Source organism: Streptomyces sp. NBC_01116 (assembly GCF_041435495.1).
Lineage (GTDB): Bacteria > Actinomycetota > Actinomycetes > Streptomycetales > Streptomycetaceae > Streptomyces.
The window spans coordinates 5,631,678-5,649,357 of record NZ_CP108644.1 but is presented as its reverse complement, the minus strand read 5'-3'; the positions used below and the strand labels follow the sequence as shown (position 1 = coordinate 5,649,357).

Genomic DNA, 17,680 nt, shown 5'->3' with positions numbered 1-17,680 from the left:
CGGCACGCCCTGCTGCCAGCGAAAGATTGACCGATCCATGGCGAACCCACAAGGGTGCCTTGGGGTGCGCCATACGTGCGCCATTCACCTGCCATACGCCTGACACGACGGCGGGGATGACGGCCCGTCACTGCCCGGCGGACGGAACCCGGGCCGGGATCACCGCCCTGACCTGGTGCTGCCCGGTCTGCCGGGGCCCTTGGGGCCACTGCCACGCCCCGCGCGGGGCGTGGCCGCGAACGCGCTTTCCACGCGGGCCGATTCATGGTGATGTCACGAGGAATTCCTTGCGCCCGCCGCCCGGCGGTCTCCGCGCGGCGAGCCACGGCGCGGCGGGAGCGGCCGGTGGAGACGGGACCTGCTCCATCCGGCGGTCGGCCGGAGGCCCGGTGCGGGGGCCGTGCGCGCCGTGACGGCCGACCGCGCCCACGCGTCCCTACCTTCGTCCTGTGAGCCTCTCGCGCATCTCCGTCCTCGCGCCCCTCGTCGCGGCCGCCCTGATCGCACCGCTGCCGCCCCCCGCCGACGCCGCCGGGCCCCCCGGCCCCGCGCCGCTGCCGGGCCCGGTCCACCCGTCCGGCTCCCCCGCACCGCCCGCCTCGCCGCGGCCCGCCGTGCCCGCCTGCGGCCGGACGGACGGTGAGGGCGCCCCCGGGACCGCCTGGGCGCCGACGTCCACCCGCTTCGGGGAGGCCGCCGGCTACGACCCGTACACCGGCAACGGCTACCTCGGCCACCGGGTCCCCCCGGCCGGAGCCGGATACGCGGCCACCGGCGAGAAGACCGGCTGGCCGCTCTACACACCCCGCTACGACGGCGCGTTCGTCTCCGGGCTCTACGCGCGGGACAAGGCCGTCTCCGAGGGCCGCGAGGTGATCGCCGCGCTGCCGAGCTGGACGAACATCGATGTGGGCGTGGGCACGGAGACCCTCGGCCCGGACACCCCGGCGGGCCGGATCTCGCACTACCGCCAGACGGTCTTCCTCGCCTGCGGCCTCGTCCGCACCTCACTGCGGTGGACGACGGAGGACGGCCGCGCCACGGACCTCGTGTACGACGTGCTCACCGACCGGTCCGACGTCCACACCGGAGCCGTACGCCTGCGGATGACGCCGCGCTGGAGCGGCACCGCGACCGTCACCGGCCGGCTGGAGGACCGGGGCGCGCGCCGGATCACGCTCCGCGAGGACGGCACGTTCCGCACGCTCGGCACCGGGATCGAGGGGGCCGTCGCCCAGGCGATGCGGCGTGGTTCGGGTGTGGTCGAGACGCTGGGGCCCCGGGCCCGTACGTCTCCGAGGCCGACCCCGGTCCGCGCGGGCCGGACGTACACGTTCGAGAAGTACGTCGGCGTCGACACCGCCCTGACCTCCGGCGCCCCGGCCGAGGACGCCCGCGAGGCGGCGCACCGGGCGGCACGGCGCGGCTGGGACCGGGTCTTCGCGGCGAACGAGGCCGCCTGGCGCGCGGAGTGGTCCGCCGATGTGCTGGTCCCCGGGGACCGCCGGCTCCAGGGCCGGCTGCGCTCGGCCCAGTACGGGCTGCTGGCGAGCACCCGGCGGGGCTCCTCCGACAGCATCGCCCCGGCCGGTCTGACCAGCGACAACTACGCGGGCATGGTGTTCTGGGACGCCGAGACGTGGATGTTCCCGGGCCTGCTCGCCACCCGCCCCGAACTGGCGCGGTCGGTCGTCGAATACCGCTACCGCACCCGGGACGCGGCCCGAGCGAACGCCGAGAAGTACGGCCACCGGGGCCTGTTCTACCCGTGGACCAGCGCGAGCCGGGGCCGTATGGAATCCGAGTGCCAGAGCTGGGACCCGCCGCACTGCCTGACCCAGAACCACCTCCAGGGCGACGTCTCCCTGGCCGTCTGGCAGTACTACCTCGCCACCGGCGACCGCGACTGGCTGGCGGCGCGGGGCTGGCCCCTGCTCCGGGGCATCGCCGAGTTCTGGGAGTCGCGCGCCACGGCGAACGCGGACGGCAGCTACTCCGTCAACGACGTGGCCGGCCCCGACGAGTACAGCAACGGCGTCGACGACGGCGTCTTCACCAACGCGGTCGCCGCCACCGCGCTGCGCAACGCGACCCGCGCGGCCCGGCTCCTCGGCCAGAGCCCGCCCGCCGCCTGGAACGAGGTGGCGGACGGCCTGCGCATCCCGTACGACGCGGAGAAGAAGGTCTTCCTCCAGTACGCGGGCTACAACGGCTCCACGATCAAGCAGGCGGACACGGTCCTGCTGACCTACCCGCTGGAGTGGCCGATGGAGCCGGGCGCGGCGGCGGCCACCCTGGACTACTACGCGGCCCGCACCGACCCGGACGGCCCGGCGATGACGGACTCGGTGCACGCGATCGACGCGGCGGCGATCGGGGAGCCGGGCTGCTCGGCGTACACCTACCTCCAGCGCTCGGTGCGGCCGTATCTGCGGGGCCCGTACGACCTGTTCTCCGAGGCGCGCGGCGACAAGGCGGGGGCCGAGGACCCGCTGTCCGGCTTCCCCGCCGACGACTTCCTGACCGGGAAGGGCGGCTTCCTCCAGGTGTTCACGCACGGCCTGACGGGGCTCAGGCTCCGCGAGGACGGCGTGCGCCTGGACCCGACGCTGCCGCCCCAACTGCACGAGGGCGTCACGCTGAAGGGCCTGCGGTACCGGGAGGCGACGTACGAGGTCGGGATCGGCCCCCGGACGACCACGGTCCGCCTGACCTCGGGCACTCCGTTCACGGTCCACACGGCGAAGGGCCCGCGCCGCCTCTCCTCGGCGCTGGAGCTGCCCACCCGGCGCCCCGACCTGACCCCGACGGCCGACGCGGCGCGCTGCCGCCCGGTGACGGCGACGTCCGAGGCCCCCGGCCTGTACGCGGAGGCGGCGGTGGACGGGGCCCCGGCGACGTCCTGGTCCCCCGACGGCGCGGCGGGCTCCCTGACGGTGGACCTGGGCCCGAGGCCCCTCCGGCTCACCTCCGTGACCCCGGCCTGGAGCGACACGGCCCCCGCCTCGCACACCGTGGAGACCTCCGTCGACGGCCGCTTCTGGCGTCCCTACCTGGCGGGCGACACGGCACGCAAGGTCCGTGTGACGGTCCGCTCGGAGAATCCGCAGAAGCCGGCGGGACTGGCGGATCTGCGGGTGGAGGCGGAGGGGCGGTAGGGCGGCGGGAGGCGGTGGGAACACCCGGCAGCGCGCCGGTGGGCCCCCGCGCGCCCGCGCTCGGCATCAGGTGCAGCATGGAGGAGGGGCCTGGAAGAGGGGGCGCACAACCGAACATCCGGAGGTGTACGAGTCATGGGCATGTACATGGATGTCCACCGGGGCATGGAGGGCATCACGTCCGCGCAGTTGAAGGAGGCCCACGCGGCCGACACGGCGATCGAGGAGGAAGAGGGCGTCCACTTCGAACGCGCCTGGGCGGACCCGCGGTCCGGCACGGTCTACTGTCTGTCCACCGCCCCCTCGGCCGAAGCCGTCCAGCGCATCCACGAACGCGCGGGCCACACGGCGGACGAGATCCACGCGGTGCCGCTGGCGGTGTGACGTAGGGGCACGCGGCTGTCACCGGCGGTGCGACCGGTATCCGGGGCGCCGCCGGACCGGCCTGCCCGGGTGCCGGGTCCCGCAGCGCCCCGTCCGCCCACTCAGCCGCCGGGCTCCGGCCCCCGCCCCGGCAGGCGCGGCTCTCCCGCGGCCTCCGCCTCGGCCTTCGCGTCGCTGACGGCGACGGCGGCCTGCTTCGCGGCCTCGTCGGCGGCGGCGACCGCGTCCAGGGCGAGCGTGGAGTTCACCTCGACCTCCGGGGCCCCGACGTGGTCCTTGTCCGGGGCGTCGGCGTCGGTCGCGTCCTCGCGCCGAGCGCCGGGCGGCGGTCCCGTGCCCGCCGCCCGGTCGCCGAACGCGGTGGTGACGGTGCGGATCGCCTCGGTCAGCTCGCCCGGGATCACCCAGAAGGTGTTGTTGTCGCTCCGCGCCAGATCCGGGAGAGTCTCCAGGTACTTGTAGGCCAGGACCTTCGCGTCGGCGTTGTTGCGGTGCACGGCCTGGAAGACGAGCTCGACCGCCTTCGACTCGCCGTCCGCCCGCAGGATCATGGCCTGCTGCGTTCCCTGCGCCTCCAGGATGTCCTTCTGCTTCGTGCCCTCGGCGGTGAGGATCTTGGCCTGCCGCTCGCCCTCGGCGTGCAGGATGGCCGCGCGCTTGTCCCGCTCGGCCCGCATCTGCTTCTCCATCGCCTCCTTGATGGTGTTCGGCGGATCGATGGCCTTGATCTCGACGCGGTTGACCCGGATGCCCCACTTCCCGGTCGCGTCGTCGAGGACGGCACGGAGCCGGGCGTTGATCTCCTCGCGCGAGGTGAGCGTCCCCTCCAGGTCCATGCTGCCGATGACGTTCCGCAGGGTGGTCACGGTGAGCTGATCGATGGCGTGCAGATAGTCGGCCACCTCGTAGGCCGCCGCCCGCGGGTCGGTGATCTGGTAGTAGAGCACGGTGTCGATGTTGACCACGAGGTTGTCCTCGGTGATCACCGGCTTGGGGTCGGACGAGTACACCTGCTCGCGCACGTCGAGTTTGGTGTTGACCCGGTCCGCCACCGGCAGGACGAAGTTCAGACCGGGCTGAAGGGTCCGGCGGTACCGGCCGAACCGCTCGATGTTGTAGCGGCGCGCCTGCGGAACGATGCGTACGGTGGCGGCCACGAGAAAGACGACGACGAGTGCCGCCACAAGAATCGGGATGACGAGCGGATCCATACTTCCTCCTGCCTGTCCTGCCTACGTCTTCCCCCCGTCCTCCCGCGCCGCGTGTTCAGCCGTTCACGGAAGGAGTTCGCGGGGATACACGACGGCTGTGGCGCCTTCGATCTCCATGACGTCCACCAGGGCGCCCACCGGGATCACCTGGTTCTCGTCGAGAGCGCGAGCGGTCCACTCCTCGCCGGAGACCTTGATCAGGCCGTGGGTCGCGGTGACCTCCCGCACGACCTCGGCCCGCCTGCCGATCAGCGCGTCGCTGCCCTCACGCGTCAGGGGCGTCCCCTTCATCTGCCGCAGCGCGACGGGGCGGACCAGGGCGAGCCCCGCCACCGCCGCCAGTCCGAGCGCCACGAGCTGCCCCAGCAGGCCGACGCCCACACCGGCCACGACGGCGGCGACCAACGCCGCGCCGGCCAGCAGTCCGAAGACCAGCGTGAGGGTGAAGAACTCCGCGGCGCCGAGCGCCGCGGCGGCGAGCAGCCAAGCGAACCAGGGCATCGAATCGGCCTCCCCAAGGGAACCCGTCAAGGGGACTTACCCAGCTATGTACCCTTTTGGCCCTGAACGGAACCGTTAGGTGAGCTTGATCCGTGCGTGAGCGGGACGGGTGGGCCCGTACGCGGACGGCTGCCGGGGCCCACGCGGCCCGGGGCCCGCCAGGCCCGAGCAGGGCCCGGGGCCTGCCCGCTCACGCCTGCTGCCGCTCCGACGTCCACCGTGCCGCGGCGGCCAGGGCGTCGTGGCCGTACACCCAGCGCAGCCCGTCCAGCGCCGAACCCCGGGCCAGCTCCGCGTCGCGCGCCCGCTGGAGCGGTCCGTCCGGCAGGTGGGAGCCGATCGCCGTGGACCGGGCCGACTGCTGCAGGCGCTGGGTACGCGGGATCCGCTGCTCCTGATAGCGGCGGAGCGCCTCCGGAACGTCACCGCGCGACATCGCCAGCGTCGCCGCCAGCGCGAAGGCGTCCTCGATGGCCTGATTGGCGCCCTGCGCGGCGAACGGCAGCATCGGGTGCGCCGCGTCGCCGAGCAGCGTGAGGGCGTCGGAGGACCAGCGGGCCAGCGGCTCGCGGTCGTGCAGCGCCCAGCAGCCGATGCCGCCGCCCGCCCCGAGCAGGCGGGTGACCGTGGGGTGCCAGTCCCGGTAGGCCTCGGCCACCTCGTCCTGGTCGCCGATGGCGGTCCAGGACTCGCCCGGGTGCGCGGTGCCGCCCGTGGTGGCCGCGAAGCTGATCAGCCGGCCGCCGGAGACCGGATAGCAGACGCAGTGCCGGCCAGGTCCCAGCCACACCCGGACGCGGGGCTCGGCCAGTTCCGGCACCCGCTCCACCGGCACCAGCCCCCGGTAGATCCGTCGGCCGGAGAAGACCGGGGCGTCGGCGGCGAGATGCTCCCGTACCACCGAGCGGATGCCGTCCGCACCGACCACCAGTTCCGCGCGGTGCTCCGAACCGTCGGCGAAGCGCAGCTCGACGGCGCCGGGCCCCTCCGTCAGCCCGGTCAGCCGGTGACCGGTCCGCACCACCGCGCCGGCCAGGTCGCGCAGCGCCCGGTGCAGGTCCGCCCGGTGCACGGTGACGTACGGCGCGCCGAACCGTTTCTCGCACTCCTCGCCCAGCTCGGTCCGGGCCAGCGTCCGCCCGTCGTCCCAGCGCAGCAGATCGCGGGAGAGCGGGCGGACGCCGTACCGCCGCAGGGAATCGGAGAGCCCCAGACGGCGGAGCAGCCGAACCGCGTTCGGCGCCAGCTGCACCCCGGCGCCGGCCTCGGCAGGCTGCTCGGCGCGTTCGAAGACCCGGCAGCCGATGCCCAGCCGCGCCAGTGCGGCGGCCAGGGTGAGGCCGCCGATGCCCGCGCCGATCACCGCGATGCCCGGCGCCGGGGCGCTACTGCTCATGGCAGAACTCGTCGATCGGATAGCCCACATGGCGGTCGGCGGTCGGCAGATGCCCCAGCACCCGGTCCCCGGGGCGGAGTTCGGTGCTGTTCAGCACGGCGTCCCCCGGTCCCAGCACCCGGACGTGCCAGTCGTCCTGGAGGATCAGATTGACCTCCTGGCCGCCCGCGGCCACCGCGTCGATGGAGATGAGCGGACGGGTCTCGATCTTGACCCGTCCCACCGCGACCGTCCGGGTCCGGCCCTTGGTGTCCACCACCATCACCTTGCTCCCGGCCCTCAGTTCGCTGAGGTAGCGGGTGCGCCCCTCGTCGGCGAGGGTGTACGAGTGGATGGCGCCCGCGTTGACCCGGAAGGGGCGGGTGGGCATGTACGGCAGGGGGTGGGTCTCGCTGACGCACAGGATCATGCCCTTGGAGTGCGAGCCGACCAGGATGCCCTCGTCCTTGCCCAGATAGGAGCAGGTGTCCACGCAGGCACGCTCGCCCATGCCGATGTGGGCCACGGCGGTGACCTCCAGCTCCACGAGGAGCAGCTCGCCGGTGCCGCCGGCCGCGGTCGCCTTGAGCGCGGTGGCGTCGCCCACGCTCCGGCCGGGCATCAGCACGCCGTCGGAGCCGAGCTGGAGACAGCCGAAGACGACGGCGGCCTCCTCGGTGTTCTTCGCCATGGTGATGATGGCGCCGTCGGCGTCGGCGGCGGCCGCGATCACGATCTCCAGCGGGATCTTGGTCGGGTCCCGGAACTCCAGCACGCTCCAGCGTTCGGTGCGGGCCGCCTCGATGGCCGCGTCCAGGCTCTCGGCGTCGGTGATCTCCACCAGCCGCCCGAACTCCACGTCGGGGGCGGCCCCGGCGGCCTCCGCGCGGGCGGAGGCGTCCCCGGCGAGTATGACGACCCCGGCGGAGCCGTAGCTCGCGGGCCGCTTGCCCGGCGGAGGCATCAGCACCTTGGTGACGGTCGGCGGCAGCCCCTCCAGATCGGCCGGGTCGGCGGCGACTATGCCGTCGATCCGCTGGTGCAGCGCCTCCTCCACGATGGCCTGCCGGGCCTTGCCTGCCGAACGGATGTCAAGCCAGCACAGTTTCTCTGAGCTCACTGCCGTGCCCTTCCTCGATGTGACCGAGCGTGCTCCCGGGGCGGTGGTGGACGACTCCAGCCACCCGGGCGGCCATCGCCCCGGGGTCGGGGGACTGGAAGATGTTTCTGCCCATCGCGACGCCGGCCGCGCCGCCCGCCACCGCCTCACGGGCGAAGGCCAGCACCTCGTCCTCCGTGTCGCGCTGCGGGCCGCCCGCGCAGATCAGCGGGATCGGGCAGGCGGCGGTGAGGTCCCGCATCTCCGCCCGCGTGCGCAGGCAGGGGGCCTTCACCAGGTCGGCGCCGAGGTCGGCCGCGAGGGTGACGGCGTGGGCGACCAGTTCGGGGTCTGCGGGGTCGGTGATCTTCGGGCCCCGCGGGTACATCATCGCCAGCAGCGGAAGGTTCCAGCGGTCGCACCGGTCGGCCACCGCCCCGAGGTCGGCCAGTTGCCGCGCCTCTTCCCGCGACCCCATGTTGATGTGCACGCTCACCGCGTCCGCGCCCAGCCGCAGCGCCGCCTCCACCCCGGTGACCAGGTGCTTGGCGTCCGGGTCCGGCGCGTGCGCGGTACTGGCGTTCAGATGCAGGATCAGGGACATCGAGGCCAGCCGGGAGTGGTCGATGTGGCGGACACTGCCCTTGTGCACCACGATCGCGTCCACCCCGGCGCCGGCGAGCTGCCCGGTGAGCCGGTCGATGCTGCTGCCGCGCGGCACCACCGGGCCGTCGCTGAGCGAGTGGTCGAGCGGGACGATCATCAGCCGCTGGGGGTCGTGGTGGAACAGCCGGCGCAGCCGCACAGCGCGGCCGAAGTGCTGGTGTGTGGTCATGGAGTTCCCTTCGGCGGTGCACCGTCGTGCGCCTGCCGGCCGTTACCGGAGCGCAGACAGGCCAGGTCGGGCTTGCCGCGCTCGTTGAGCGGCATGGAGTCCCAGAACGTGATCTCGGCGGGGGCGTGCAGGGTGGAGAGCCGCTCGCCGACGTGGGTGCGCAGTTCCTCCGCGGAGGAGGTCCGGCCCGCCCTGAGCACGACGGCCGCGTGGACGTACTCGGTCCGGTCCTGGTCCCGTACGCCGTGGACGGCCGCGTGCCGTACCGCCGGGTGGGACAGCAGCGCCCCCTCCACCGCGGCGGGATAGATCTTCAGGCCACCGGACTTGATGACCTGTCCGCTGCGGCCGGTCAGCCGCAGATAGCCGTACCGGTCCAGGTGGCCGAGGTCTCCGGTGTCCAGCCAGCCGTCCCGCAGGACGCGGGCGGTCAGCCCGGGGTCGTCCGGGTAGCCGTCCATGACCGTGGAGGCGCGTACCCAGATCTCCCCGTCCTCCCCGCGCGGCACCGGGCGACCGGTGCCGGGCTCGCGCATCTCCACCTCCACCCAGGGCAGCGGCCGCCCCACACTGCCCAGGAGTTCGGGTTCCAGGTGGTCGAACGGGCTCAGATTGCTGATGCCCCCGGCCTCGGTGGTGCCGTACAGCTGGACGAGCACCGGGCCGAACACCCGCAGCGCCTCGGCGATCCGGTGCGGTGCGGCGGGGGTGCCGCTGTAGACCACCCGGCGCAGCGACCACAGGGCGTCCCCGACGGGCGCCGGGACGGAGCCCTGCTCACGGCCCGGCGTGTCGGCCAGCAGTTCCGTGAGCCGGTACAGGTGCGGGACGGCCAGATAGGTGTCGGTGACACCGTGGTCCGCGAAGGCCCGCAGCACCTTCGGAGCGTCGAAGTCCTGGTGCAGGAGGACCTGGCCGCCGGCGGCCAGCACCGAGTCCGCCATGGCGCCGATGGTGTGGCTGAGGGGCGTCACGGCGAGGAACACCCGCCGCTCGTCCGGCTCGCCGCCCGCCGCGGACCGGACGGTGCTGTCCCAGACCCCGAAGGTCTGATGGATGCTCTTCGGCGCACCGCCGCTGCCGCTGGTGAAGGCCACCACGGCGCGGCGGTCGGGGGAATGGGCGGGGAGTTCTCCCAGCGGCTGCTCCCGGAAGGACAGTGCGTCGGGGCAGTCGGCGGCACCGATTCCGTATCCCAGCAGGCGGGGGCCGCCCCCGGTCGGCGACAGCAGGGCGCGGGCGCGCTCCAGATGGGGGGCGTCGACGAGGATCACGGACGTGCCGGTGGCGGCGAGGATCCGCGCCTGGGTGGCGGCGGGCAGCGGGAACGCGTCGGAGCGGGGGTTGGCCGAGCGCACCTGGACGACCCCCGCACCCAGGAGGTGAGCGGCGTAGCGGCCGATCAGCATCGCGGGATGGTTGGGTTCGGTGAGGACCGCCACCGTGCCGCCCGGGGCCAGCCCGGCCTGCCTCAGGCCCGCCACCGTCGCGCGTACCGCGTCGGCCAGCGCCGCGCCGTCCAGCCACCGGCCCCGGAAGTACAGGGTGGGCAGGGCGGGTTGACGGGCCAGCCGCCACAGCACGCGCCGTGTGTAGTGCTCATGTCCGGCCCAGGAGTCGGGCACATCAATCGGGAATGTCACGACCATCCGTTCGGGGCCGGGCGCCGGGCCCGCCCTCCGCTGGGCGGACCACCCGGTGGTGCCGTCTGCGCGGTGGGCGGTGCACCCGCCGCGCAGACGGCACTGCGCCGCGGGTTCAGCAGCAGCAGCAGGAGGACGAGGAGGAGGAACAGCAGGTGACGGGCAGGCTCGACGCGGCCATTTCCGGCAGCGCGACGCCGTCCGCGATCTCCATCGTGTTCAGCTCCTCGATGTCGAAGGAGTCGAACATCGCGTCCGCGTCCATGGTCTCCAGGGTCGATCTCATCTTGGTGTACCCCCAAGCTCTCGGCCCGCCGGCCAGGAGACCGGCGGTGCGTGTGTTTTCCAACCGGTACCCGGCACACGATCGCCCCGCGGACCCGGCGCTGACGTGGTCAGCGATTCCCGCCGGACAGCCGCCTGCCGCATGTTCGTCGAACGGGTGGTGCTGTCTGCCGCCCGACCGGCGGCAGGAGGAGAAGGGGAATGAGCGGCACAGTTCACGACACCGGCGGTGCATACGCTTTCCCGTCGGCACCCGGCACGCAATAACTCCTGGCCGGGCGCTGACATTTGTCAGCAGGTCCCGCCGGAAACGATTTCCGCTGCCGATACTCCTCGGTGGTGCTGCCTGCGCGTCGGGAGACCCGTCGCGCAGACAGCTGGTGTCCCTACCTCAGCAGCAGGAGGAAGAGGACGAGGAGCAGCAGGTGAAGTCGCCCTTCGAGGCGCCCATCTCGGGGAGGGCGACGCCGTCCGCGAGCTCCATGGTGCCGAGCTCCTCGATGTCGAAGGAGTCGAACATCGCGTCCGCGTCCACGGACTCCAGGATCTTGCTCATCTTGGTGTACCTCCAAGCTCTGGCCCGCCGGCCACGAGACCGACGGTGCATACGATTTCCATCCGGAACCCGGCACGCAATTGCCCTTGGCACGGCGCTGATATTTGTCATCAATTCCGGCCGGACAACCGCCTGTCGAGCATCGCTCACCTCGGTGACGCCGCCCGCGCCTCGGGAGACCCGCCGCACGGACGGCTGGTGTCCCTAGCTCAGCAGCAGGAGGACGACGACGAGGAGCAGCACATGGTGTTGCCGGTCGAGGCGCCCATCTCGGGCAGCGCGACGCCGTCGGCGACCTCCACGGTGTCCAGCTCCTCGATGTCGAAGGAGTCGAACAGGGCGTCCGCGTTCATCGCCTCAATGGCCATGCTCATTGACTTGATTTCCCTTCTTGATTAAGACTGCCATTCGGTAGAAGTGGCACCATGGATAATTTCGGTCACTTCCGGCGCTGGCAATCTCTCGCGAAGCGGCGCTGACATTTGTCACCAGCCTCTGTCGGGAAGCCGATCGAAGGGGCACAAATGTCGCTTTGATGAATCGGTACGGTGGGCCTCGATTATCACGGTTGCCCGCGTACGGCCCGAACACCATGGGTATTCAGGACAGGAGAAGCATGAACGGGATATCTGGGTCACGCGGTCGGGGCGCCGGCGCTCCGGAGGCCGATGTCCTGGTCGTCGGCTACGGGCCGGTGGGACAGGTGCTGTCCATCCTGCTGGCCCAGTACGGGTGGCGGGTCGTCGTCGTCGAGCGGTATCCGGAACCGTACAGTCTGCCGCGAGCGGTGGCGTTCGACGCCGAGGCCGCCCGGACGCTCGACGCCGTCGGCGTCGCCGGCCGGATCGGGGACATCACCGAGCCCTCGCAGGACTACGTGGTCAGCGACGCCGCCGGGCGGCAGCTCATGCGGATCGGTCTGGGCGGCTCGGACGGGACGGGACGGCCGGACTCCACCTCCGTGTACCAGCCGGGGCTGGAGGCCGCGCTCGCGGCCCGCGGCGGGGAACTGCCCACGCTGCGCGTGCACCGGGGTCTGCGGGCCGTGGAGCTGACCGGCTCCGATTCCGTCGCCGAGCTGGTGGCCGAGGAAGAACACGGCCGTGAGCGGCGGACCTTCACCGCCTCCTGGGTGGTGGGGTGCGACGGTGCGGGCAGCTTCGTGCGGCGCTCCCTGGGCGTCGGCTGGGCCGACTCCGGCTTCGCCCTGGACTGGCTGGCGTGCGATGTGGTGCCGGACCGCCCGGAGGACTTCCCGCCGTCCAATCTCCAGATCGCCGATCCCGCCCGGCCCCGGGTGGCCGTCTCCTGCGGACCGGGCCGCCGCCGCTGGGAGTTCATGCGGATGCCCGGGGAGGACCGGGCGGAGTTCGGCACCGAGGAGAACGCCTGGCGGCTGCTGTCGATGTTCTCCGCGAGGCCGGACAACGTCACGCTCACTCGCCACGCCACCTACACCTTCCGGGCCCGCAACGCCGAGCACTGGCGGCGCGGGCGGGTGCTGCTGGCCGGGGACGCGGCCCATCAGATGCCGCCGTTCGCCGGGCAGGGCATGTGCTCCGGCTTCCGGGACGCGGCGAACCTCGCCTGGAAGCTCGACCTGGTGCTGGGCGGCAGGGCCGGGGAGGCTCTCCTCGACAGCTACGAGCAGGAGCGCCGCGCCCACGTCCAGCACGCGATCGACCTGTCCGTGCGGCTCGGGCGCCTGATCTGCGTGACCGACCCGGCCGCGGCGGCGGACCGGGACCGGGCGATGACCGCCCGCCCCTCGGGCCCGGCCCGCCCGTCCGGCCCGGCGCGTCCCCCGGGCCCCGCCCGCCCGTCCGGCCCGCTGGGCGAGCACCTGGCCGAGGGCTTCCTCGCCGACGGCGGGCCCCCGGCCGGTGAGCTGGCCGGCCGGATGCGGCTGACCGGCCCGGACGGTCCGGGCCCGGCCGACTCCGTGCTCGGCCCCGGCTTCGTACTGCTGTGCCGCGAGAACGTCGCGGACGCCCTGTCCCCCACCGCGCGGGAGACCCTGCGGCTGGTGTCCGGCCGGATGGTGACCGTCCTGCCCGCCGACGCCGAGACCGACACGGCTCCCGGGCCGGACACGGTGCTGGACACGGACGGCCGCTGCCTGGCCTGGCTCGATTCGATTCCGGCCGGAGCCGTCCTGGTCCGGCCCGACCGCTACGTGTTCGGCGCGGCCCGGGACGCGGACGGGCTCACCGCGCTGTTCACGGACGTCCGGCGGCGGCTGCGTCCGGCCACCGGACGGCCGGACGCGGCCGCCGAGTCCGCCTGAGCGGCCCGTCGGGGCTCAGTGGTAGCGGCGTCCCTCGTCACGCTGGTAGGCGTAGAAGGCGAGGGCGGCCAGGCCGGCGGTCCAGACCACGAGCGACACGATGGCGACCGGGTTGATGTCGTAGTCGCCGACGGTCGCCCACATCAGCTCGGCCGAGCCGCGCGTCGGGACGAACGGGGCGATCGTCTCGATGAATCCGGGCGCCTCGCCCGGACCGCCCAGCAGGCCCCCCGCGAAGGCCAGCGGCAGGAAGACGAGCTGGACGGTGGCGATCGCCGCCTTGGTGGAGAGCAGGTAGCCGATCGCCAGCCCCATCATGGTGAACGGCACGGAGACGATGATCACCACGCCGATCGCCAGCAGGAAGCGGACCGGCGAGATGGTGGCGGGGGTGAAGAACGCCGCCACGATCACGACCGGGAACATCGAGAACAGCATCATCGCCAGCCCGGTGATGATGCGGCTGCCGAACCGCACCGCCGGGCCGATCGGCAGGGTGCGGGTGTACGGGTCCCAGGGCTGGGAGCGGTCTTCGGCGACGCCGGTGCCGTGGCCGAAGAGATTGCTGATCATCGCCGCGAACACCACCATCGAGGCGGTGGCGAGGGTGGCCCCGGCGGGGTCGTCCTTGGTGTTGGGCACCACGAAGAAGAACAGCGAGGCGGCCGGGAAGAAGGCCGCGCCGATGATCGCCATGGGGATGCGGCTCAGCTCGACCAGCTGGTAGCGGGCATGGACAAGGGTCAGTGATGACATGGCCTCAAGCACTTTCGTGGGAGGTGCGGCGGATCAGGACTGGGAGATCACCAGGAAGGCTTCTTCGAGCGTGGCCTGCTGGACGGCGAGGCCGGAGAACTCCACGCCCTGACGCACCAGTGCCCGGACCAGCTGATCGGCGTCGTGGGTCATCAACTCGACCCGCTCCTCGGTCCGTTCCTCGCTGATGACGCCCGGCAGCTCCGGCAGCGGTCCGGCGTTCATGGACACGCGCTGCATATGGGCCATCCCCCGGATGGCGCCCACGCTGTCGTCCGCCCGGATGCGGCCCTGGGCGATCACCACCACCCGCTTCGCCAGGGCCTCGATCTCCTCCAGGTAGTGCGTGGTGAGCAGGACCGTGCCACCGCCCTCGTGGAACTCGCGGATGCGGTCCCAGAGCATCCGCCGGGACTCCACGTCCAGACCGGTGGTCGGCTCGTCCAGGATGACCAGGCGCGGGCGCCCGACGAACGCCAGGGCGAGCGCCAGGCGGCGCTTCTGGCCGCCGGAGAGGCCACCGGCCTGGCGGCGGGCCTCCTTGGTCAGGTCGAACCGCTCCAGCAGCTCGTCCCGGTCCTCGGTCTCCTGGAAATGCGCGGCCACGAAGTCCACCGCTTCGGCCACCCGCAGGGTCGGCGGAACGCCGCTCTCCTGCGGGGTGACGCCGATGAACCGCCGGCTGGCCGGGTTCGTGGGGGCGCCGCCGAACAGCTCGATGCGCCCGGAGGTCGGCTTGCGCAGTCCCAGCAGGGAGTTGAGCAGCGTGGTCTTGCCGGCGCCGTTCGGCCCGAGCAGGCCGATGAACTCGCCCTCCCGCACGGTGAAGTCGACGTTGTCCAGGGCGACGGTGTCTCCGTAGCGCCGGGTGACCCCGATGGCGCGGGCGATGACGGCCGGGGTGGGGGGAGCCCCAGCACGTGCGGTGGCGGTGGTGGGGCTGGTGCTCATCGGTGCTCCTCGGTTGATGTGCCCGCGCTGCTCTGCGCCGAGCCGGATGAATCGGAAGGGGGTACGCCGTCGGGGGCCGGCGGGACGGGGAAGAGCCTCGCCAGCCGCGCGTAGGTCTGGTATTCCTCGACCGTCCGCAGGCCGAGGCGGTTGTGCAGCATGTGGACGTGGGAGATGGTGACCTGTGCCGGATGGAGCGGGGTCTCCCGCCGGATCCGGTCCGACAGTCCGGTGAGTGCTTCCTGCCACGGCACGAGCGGGCCTCCGGTGTCTCCCCCGGTCGCTTTGGCCCGCAGCTCGTCGGTCGGCCGGGCCGCCCGGTACAGCTCGTCGAGCTGCCGCTCCGCATAGCCGTAGCCGGCGGCCCACGTCCGCCAGGCGCGCAGTCCGTGGTCGTAGAACGCCGCCTCTTCGGCGGGGTCGTCGCCGAGCGCCCGCGCGGCGCAGACGGTGGCGCGCAGGGCCAGCAGGGCGCGGGCCCCGGTGGAGGGTTCTCGCCGGAGGAAGGCGAGCACCAGCCTGCTGGAGAGCTCGAAGAGCCGCTCGCTCTCGGGCATCAGCTCCCGGCCGCCGTACCGCTCGTACTCCGGGTGGTAGGCGAAGCGGTGGACACCGGGCTCCAGCATGCCGGTGACCTCCTGGTGGGAGGGCCGGTCCCCGGCCGTGGTCATGGAGGCGGCGGTCCGCGCGTAGTCCGCCGGGTCCATCGCCGTCTCGCCCTCCCGCAGCCTCCCGGCGTCCACGAGGCGACCGGCCAGCAGCCGCTCCGCCTCATCCGCCTGTTCATCGGTCAGATCACCGACGCGCAGCCGGACATGGGGGCCGCCGTGCCAGTAGCGCAGGAAGAACCACGGCCGTCCCGGCAGCGTCCGCAGCACCGGCCCGAGCGCCTCGACCGCCACCCGGTCGTGCACGCTCCGGTCGCCGCTCGGCACATGCAGGTGCCAGGTCCGCCACACGGTGCCGGCTCCGCCGGGGCCGGGGCCACCGGCCCCGGCGCGTGCGGTCCCGGCGGGTGGGGTCTCGGCGCGTGCGGTCCCGGCGCGCTCGGATGTGTCCGTCAACTCCTGCTCCCTCGTCACAGACGTAGATCGCACAACAGTCCCTCGAAGCGCGGGGTCCCGGTGATGGCAGCGCAGACGATCATCTCGTCGGGGTCCAGGCCGAGGAGTTGCTTCGTCGGGGCTTCCTGGAAGGCGCGCGCTGGCCTCGCGTACAGACCCGTGGCGGCCGCCGCCAGCGAGATGCCCTGGGCCGCCCAGCCCGCCGCGTACTGGGCGGCGGTGAATCCGCCGGGGCCCAGCCGGTCCACGAGCCGTCGTGGGTGAGCGGAGAGGAACCAGACCACGCTCGCGTGCCGGATGTCACCCCCGGCGTACGGGGTGACGGGGTAGCCGTAGTTCTGCTCCAGTTCGGCCGCCGCACCCGGACGGTCCCGGTGCAGCGTCGGTCGGCCGTCCCTCAGGTGCCAGACTCCGTCGGGGTGTCCCTCGACGCCCTGGAACACCGCGGTCAGGCGCAGTTCCTCCCAGGCGGCGGCCAGGTGCGGGCCGGGCGGCGGGACGCTCAGCCAGCTGACGGCCTCGCGCACGGTCCGCTCGGCCACCGGTCGCCTGCGGCCGGTCATGCCGTACATGCCGCGCGGCATCCGTCCCGCGCTGCGGCGCCACAGCACCTCCGCCCAGGACAGTGCTCCGTCCCGGGGCGGACCCGCCGGACCGGCCTGGCCGGGCGGGGACGCCGGGATGGCGGGGCCGAGCGGTGCGGCCGGACCCGTGAAGTCCTGGCAGCGGTTGACCGTCAGGATCCCGTCGAGGACCGGGTCGGGAGCCCGCTCCGCCGGGGCCGCGGCGACGGGCGGCCCGCCGTCCTCCAGGGCCACGGTCAGCGGCAGGGACCATTCGGCCTCGGGCGTCAGACCGAAGTCCGTCAGCAGGCCCCCCGCGTCCCGGTCCGGCAGCCGCAGCCTTCCGGACAGGCCGAACAGCTCCATCCCCAGACACAACTGCCGCAGATTGATGCCCAGTTCCAGACCGACCAGGGAGCTGCGGAACCACCGGTAGGAGTCGGGCAGCCGGGTGTACCGGCCGGCCAGCGTCACCTCCAGCGGACCGGCCGCCCCGTCCTGGCGTCCCACACCGGTGAGCGCGTGCCGGTAGAGGTCGAGCACCCGGCGGTGGCGGCCGTCCCGGACGAGCACCTGGACGGGAAACTTCGCCCGCACCGAGGGATAGGGACGGTGGTCGTTGAACGGGTTCTCCGGCTCCCGCCGTTGCAGCCCGAAGCCCGCGACCAGGGCGTGCCCGAGGGCGTCGGCGCTCCCGGGCGGGGAGCCGGCCCGGCCGTACGGGTAGGGCGCCCGCTCCAGCAGCTCGGTGGTGCCCCGGGGCAACGGGGTCCGGTCGCCGAGCGCCGCCTCCGGAAGCGCGGGCGCGACCTCGGTGTCCGGGCGGGGTTCGGGGACGACCTCCGCCTCCACCGGCACGCCGAGCCCCGTCGCGTAGGTGAACCACCGCATGTCGCGGGACATGACATCGGCATCGTCCGGGATCGGTGACCCAGGGCCGCCCCGGTCGCCGGTATCTGTCATGGGGAACTCCGTATGCCTTGGTGGTTCGGTGAACATCGGTGCGACCGTG

Annotated in this window: 16 protein-coding genes; 3 read left to right on the top strand and 13 right to left on the bottom strand. The window is 73.1% G+C overall.

Annotated features, from left to right (window positions below):
• The first annotated feature begins 449 nt into the window (after positions 1-449).
• Together OG245_RS24960 and OG245_RS24955 are read left to right on the top strand one after the other, a co-directional pair.
• Positions 450-3,158, top strand: coding sequence for a discoidin domain-containing protein (locus tag OG245_RS24960; protein ID WP_371625676.1), 2,709 nt, complete (start codon positions 450-452; stop codon positions 3,156-3,158).
• A gap of 135 nt (positions 3,159-3,293) precedes the next feature.
• Positions 3,294-3,542: an SCO4226 family nickel-binding protein gene (locus tag OG245_RS24955; RefSeq protein WP_371625675.1), complete on the top strand. Its 249-nt coding sequence runs from the start codon at positions 3,294-3,296 to the stop codon at positions 3,540-3,542.
• 101 nt (positions 3,543-3,643) lie between these two features.
• Here the strand turns inward: OG245_RS24955 and OG245_RS24950 are convergent, their stop codons facing one another.
• The 9 genes from OG245_RS24950 to OG245_RS24910 all read right to left on the bottom strand — a co-directional run bounded on the left by OG245_RS24950 (position 3,644) and on the right by OG245_RS24910 (position 11,421).
• Positions 3,644-4,753 carry an SPFH domain-containing protein gene (locus OG245_RS24950; RefSeq protein WP_371625674.1) on the bottom strand — a complete coding sequence of 370 codons (1,110 nt, stop codon included), beginning with the start codon at positions 4,751-4,753 and terminating at the stop codon, positions 3,644-3,646.
• 63 nt (positions 4,754-4,816) lie between these two features.
• Positions 4,817-5,254 (bottom strand): NfeD family protein, encoded by a 438-nt coding sequence (locus OG245_RS24945; RefSeq protein WP_371625673.1) that lies wholly within the window; start codon positions 5,252-5,254, stop codon positions 4,817-4,819.
• 190 nt (positions 5,255-5,444) lie between these two features.
• Positions 5,445-6,650 carry an FAD-dependent monooxygenase gene (locus tag OG245_RS24940; RefSeq protein ID WP_371625672.1) on the bottom strand — a complete coding sequence of 402 codons (1,206 nt, stop codon included), beginning with the start codon at positions 6,648-6,650 and terminating at the stop codon, positions 5,445-5,447.
• Positions 6,640-7,749 carry a 3-dehydroquinate synthase II family protein gene (locus tag OG245_RS24935; RefSeq protein WP_371625671.1) on the bottom strand — a complete coding sequence of 370 codons (1,110 nt, stop codon included), beginning with the start codon at positions 7,747-7,749 and terminating at the stop codon, positions 6,640-6,642. Before OG245_RS24935 ends, OG245_RS24940 begins: the two co-directional genes overlap by 11 nt.
• Positions 7,721-8,563, bottom strand: coding sequence for a 2-amino-3,7-dideoxy-D-threo-hept-6-ulosonate synthase (locus OG245_RS24930; protein WP_371625670.1), 843 nt, complete (start codon positions 8,561-8,563; stop codon positions 7,721-7,723). Before OG245_RS24930 ends, OG245_RS24935 begins: the two co-directional genes overlap by 29 nt.
• Complete coding sequence (locus OG245_RS24925) at positions 8,560-10,206, bottom strand: class I adenylate-forming enzyme family protein (RefSeq protein WP_371625669.1); 1,647 nt, start codon at positions 10,204-10,206, stop codon at positions 8,560-8,562. Before OG245_RS24925 ends, OG245_RS24930 begins: the two co-directional genes overlap by 4 nt.
• 115 nt (positions 10,207-10,321) lie before the next feature.
• Entirely contained in the window at positions 10,322-10,492 is a 171-nt protein-coding gene (locus OG245_RS24920) for a thiazolylpeptide-type bacteriocin (protein ID WP_371625668.1), read from the bottom strand.
• 390 nt (positions 10,493-10,882) lie between these two features.
• Complete coding sequence (locus OG245_RS24915) at positions 10,883-11,047, bottom strand: thiazolylpeptide-type bacteriocin (protein WP_073740160.1); 165 nt, start codon at positions 11,045-11,047, stop codon at positions 10,883-10,885.
• A 209-nt stretch (positions 11,048-11,256) separates the two neighbouring features.
• Complete coding sequence (locus tag OG245_RS24910; protein ID WP_371625667.1) at positions 11,257-11,421, bottom strand: thiazolylpeptide-type bacteriocin; 165 nt, start codon at positions 11,419-11,421, stop codon at positions 11,257-11,259.
• A gap of 242 nt (positions 11,422-11,663) precedes the next feature.
• Between OG245_RS24910 and OG245_RS24905 the strand changes: the two genes are divergently transcribed.
• A complete protein-coding gene (locus OG245_RS24905) occupies positions 11,664-13,334 on the top strand; it encodes a bifunctional 3-(3-hydroxy-phenyl)propionate/3-hydroxycinnamic acid hydroxylase (protein WP_371625666.1) in 1,671 nt (556 codons plus the stop codon).
• 15 nt (positions 13,335-13,349) lie between these two features.
• On the opposite strand, the gene OG245_RS24900 is transcribed toward OG245_RS24905, so the two are convergent.
• The 4 genes from OG245_RS24900 to OG245_RS24885 are packed head-to-tail and all read right to left on the bottom strand — an operon-like array spanning position 13,350 to position 17,571.
• The gene (locus OG245_RS24900; protein ID WP_371625665.1) at positions 13,350-14,090 is read right to left on the bottom strand and encodes an ABC transporter permease; all 741 of its coding nucleotides are present in this window, start codon (positions 14,088-14,090) and stop codon (positions 13,350-13,352) included.
• A gap of 33 nt (positions 14,091-14,123) precedes the next feature.
• Positions 14,124-15,041 carry an ABC transporter ATP-binding protein gene (locus OG245_RS24895; RefSeq protein WP_371625664.1) on the bottom strand — a complete coding sequence of 306 codons (918 nt, stop codon included), beginning with the start codon at positions 15,039-15,041 and terminating at the stop codon, positions 14,124-14,126.
• Entirely contained in the window at positions 15,038-16,105 is a 1,068-nt protein-coding gene (locus OG245_RS24890; protein WP_371625663.1) for a thiopeptide-type bacteriocin biosynthesis protein, read from the bottom strand. The genes OG245_RS24895 and OG245_RS24890 overlap by 4 nt, the downstream gene beginning before the upstream one ends.
• Before the next feature lie 14 nt (positions 16,106-16,119).
• A complete protein-coding gene (locus OG245_RS24885; protein ID WP_371625662.1) occupies positions 16,120-17,571 on the bottom strand; it encodes a hypothetical protein in 1,452 nt (483 codons plus the stop codon).
• Between the last annotated feature and the right edge of the window lie 109 nt (positions 17,572-17,680).

Coding starts and splice junctions, on each gene's coding strand:
- OG245_RS24945 (WP_371625673.1), bottom strand. CDS start 5,254: ATGCCCTGGTTCGCTTGGCTGCTCGCCGCCGCGGCGCTCGGCGCCGCG.
- OG245_RS24955 (WP_371625675.1), top strand. CDS start 3,294: ATGGGCATGTACATGGATGTCCACCGGGGCATGGAGGGCATCACGTCC.
- OG245_RS24885 (WP_371625662.1), bottom strand. CDS start 17,571: ATGTCCCGCGACATGCGGTGGTTCACCTACGCGACGGGGCTCGGCGTG.
- OG245_RS24940 (WP_371625672.1), bottom strand. CDS start 6,650: ATGAGCAGTAGCGCCCCGGCGCCGGGCATCGCGGTGATCGGCGCGGGC.
- OG245_RS24895 (WP_371625664.1), bottom strand. CDS start 15,041: ATGAGCACCAGCCCCACCACCGCCACCGCACGTGCTGGGGCTCCCCCC.
- OG245_RS24910 (WP_371625667.1), bottom strand. CDS start 11,421: ATGAGCATGGCCATTGAGGCGATGAACGCGGACGCCCTGTTCGACTCC.
- OG245_RS24915 (WP_073740160.1), bottom strand. CDS start 11,047: ATGAGCAAGATCCTGGAGTCCGTGGACGCGGACGCGATGTTCGACTCC.
- OG245_RS24900 (WP_371625665.1), bottom strand. CDS start 14,090: ATGTCATCACTGACCCTTGTCCATGCCCGCTACCAGCTGGTCGAGCTG.
- OG245_RS24905 (WP_371625666.1), top strand. CDS start 11,664: ATGAACGGGATATCTGGGTCACGCGGTCGGGGCGCCGGCGCTCCGGAG.
- OG245_RS24920 (WP_371625668.1), bottom strand. CDS start 10,492: ATGAGATCGACCCTGGAGACCATGGACGCGGACGCGATGTTCGACTCC.
- OG245_RS24930 (WP_371625670.1), bottom strand. CDS start 8,563: ATGACCACACACCAGCACTTCGGCCGCGCTGTGCGGCTGCGCCGGCTG.
- OG245_RS24950 (WP_371625674.1), bottom strand. CDS start 4,753: ATGGATCCGCTCGTCATCCCGATTCTTGTGGCGGCACTCGTCGTCGTC.